The sequence below is a fragment of the Streptomyces aureus genome (assembly GCF_001418135.1).
Classification (GTDB): domain Bacteria; phylum Actinomycetota; class Actinomycetes; order Streptomycetales; family Streptomycetaceae; genus Streptomyces; species Streptomyces aureus_A.
On record NZ_LIPQ01000421.1, the window covers coordinates 1 to 2,576 of the forward strand.

Below are 2,576 nucleotides of genomic sequence, written 5' to 3' on the forward strand. Positions count from 1 at the left end.
GGCACGCCGGAGGTGGGGACGGGGTGCTGGGGGTCGCCCTGCTTGGTCTGCTCGAAGGAGTGCGTCCAGGAGCCGAGGAGCGTCCCGGGGGCGTGGACCTTCTCGCGGCCGTCCGCGCCGACGACACCGAACCGCTCCACGCGGAGCGTCTGGGTGCCCTTCGCGTCGGCGGTGATCTCTCCGGTGAACTCCAGGCCGACGAGGGTGAGCAGCCCGGCGGAGCCCCGGTCGCCCCCGGTGCCCGCGGTCATGGCGCCGACGTCCAGGGTCAACCGGTGCGTCCGGCCGTCGGCGGGCAGCGGTCCCATGGACCGGCGGTAGGGGACGCCGTTCGGGTCCTCCAGGACCGCCGTGACCCGGGCCGCGACCTTCGGTTCGGCGAGCCGCAGGTCGGCGGTGAGCGTCCGGGTCCCGGCGGGCATCGGGAGGCCGGGGCGGGTGGTGGCCTCGGGTGCCAGCGGGGAGAGGAGGGAGCGGGCGGGCACGTCGGCGAGGTCGGGGCGGAGCAGCATGCCGTCGGCGGCGTTACGGGTGTCCACGGCCAGGATGGTCGCGTGCCTCCCGGTCAGGTCCATGGTGGTGCGGTGCACCGGGGCAACGGCGCGGACGCCGGGTGCCTTGCCCAGCTGTTCGGTCTCGGTGGGCTCACCGGGGCCGGCGCTGAGGACGCGGACGGCCGCGCCGACGCGGAAGTCGGCCTGGTCGCGCTGCGAACGCTCCCAGGAGCCGCTCTGTCCGATGGCCAGCATGCCCATCGCCACCGCGAGGACGAGCAGCAGGACGGGACCCGCGCCGCGCAGTGGCCGGCGGCTGAACTGCCAGCCGGCGAGGGCGGCGGAGAGACCCCGTCCGCCCGCCGCGCGCCGCTCGGCCAGCTTGGCGGCGGGCGGCAGCAGACGCAGCGTCAGGACGGTGCCGGCGAGCAGGGCGAGGGCGGGCGCGGCGACGAGCACCGGGTCGATGGATCCGGCGCCGTCCCCGTCCGTGCCGAGGGTGCCGCCCGCGGCGGCGGGCCGCTGCAACTGCCAGTAGGCGACGGCGGCGACGGCGAGCAGGCCGAGGTCCGCTCCGGCCCGTACGGGACCGGGCAGCGAGGCCGATCGGGCCTTGCGCAGCGAGACGACGGAGCCGTCCCCGGCGGCGAGCGCGGGCGCGACGACGGCGGCCGCGCAGCACAGGGCGACCGCGGCGGCCACCAGCCACACCTGGAGCGACGGGGTCGTGTCGAGCTGTACGCCGAAGGAGGAGAGCGCGGACCGCTCGGCGAAGAGCCGGGTGAGCGGTCCCGAGAGGAGCGGGGCGGCGATCGCGGCCGGCAGGGCGAGCAGCAGCGCCTCGGCGGCGGCGAGCCCGGCGATCCGGCGCCGCGATCCACCGCGGGCCCGCAGCAGCGCGGTCTCCCCGGACCGCTCGGTGCTGAGCAGCCGGGCGACGAGCAGCAGCGCGTACGCGGCGAGGAGCACCAGCTGGACGGCGACGATCAGCAGGGTGGAGCGGGAGACGAGCAGGGACCGCTGGGTCTGTTCCAGGACGGCGGGCAGCGCGGTGGCCGCGGTGACCGTCGTGCCGAACCGGTCGGTGGCACCGGCCAGCGCCTTCGGGCCCTCGGTCGCGGCGGCGCGCAGCGTGTCGATGCGGTCGGTGGTGAAGCCGGTGAAGTCGGCGGAGCCCAGCCAGGCCGTCTCGCCGGTGGTCAGCGCGCCGGAGGCCATGACGACCGGGTCGACGAGCAGCGGCCCGTACGTCGTGAACGCGACCGTCCGCACACCGCGGCCCCCGGCCGGATCCAGCTGCCAGTAGAGGTCGCCGGTGTCGGTGGGCCGGTAGACGCCGGTGACCCGGGCCTTCACCTTCCGGGCGTCGAGCCGGTCGGTGAGGTCGAGCACGGCACCGGGAGCGACCTTCAGCCGCCGCGCGGCCTCCTCGGGCAGCGCCGTCTCGACGACACCGGCCGTGCGGGCGGCCGAGGGCCAGGCGCCCTTGACGAGGGAGAGCCGCGAGCGGTCGAGCGCGGCGAAGTGCGTCAGGTCGGGGTCGCCCTTACGGGCGGAGGGCGGCTGAAGGCTCCGGGGCAGCGCGTACGGACCTGAGCGCTCCAGCCGCCGTACGGTCACGGGCAGCCCGTCGAAGGTCTTCCGCATCCCCTCCTGGACGGCCTCCTCGGCATCCGCCCGCTTGGCGGCGGACACCTGCCCGCTCACGAGCAGCGAGGCGGCGGCCGCGGGACGCCCCCGCAGCCCCGCCTGGAGCGCGGCGTCCCCGATCGTCCCGGAGAACGAGGCGAGGGTGGCGAGCACCGAGGTCGTCAGGAGCACGGCGAGCAGTGCCGCGGCGAGCAGCAGCCGGTGCGCCCTGACGCGCAGAAAAACGAACCCCGTCACCCATCCCCCTGGCCACCCTGATCACGGTGCGCACGTCGAACACGTGTCGAACGCTCCCGAAACTTCTCTCGGATGCTTTCAGAGTGCATGTGCCGCTGGAAACCGCTTGCGGGCCCACCTTGATCCGATCGTGACCGTTATCCGGGGTTCCGTCTCCGGAATGTGTCCGTCCGTGGAGCTGGGAGCTGGGAGCTG

General features: G+C 75.5%; 1 protein-coding gene. It reads right to left on the reverse strand.

Annotated features, from left to right (window positions below; genetic code table 11):
* Positions 1-2,381: FtsX-like permease family protein (locus AOK00_RS29470; protein ID WP_055603277.1), on the reverse strand; the 2,381-nt coding region annotated here is incomplete at its 3' end.
* Positions 2,382-2,576: the final 195 nt, after the last annotated feature.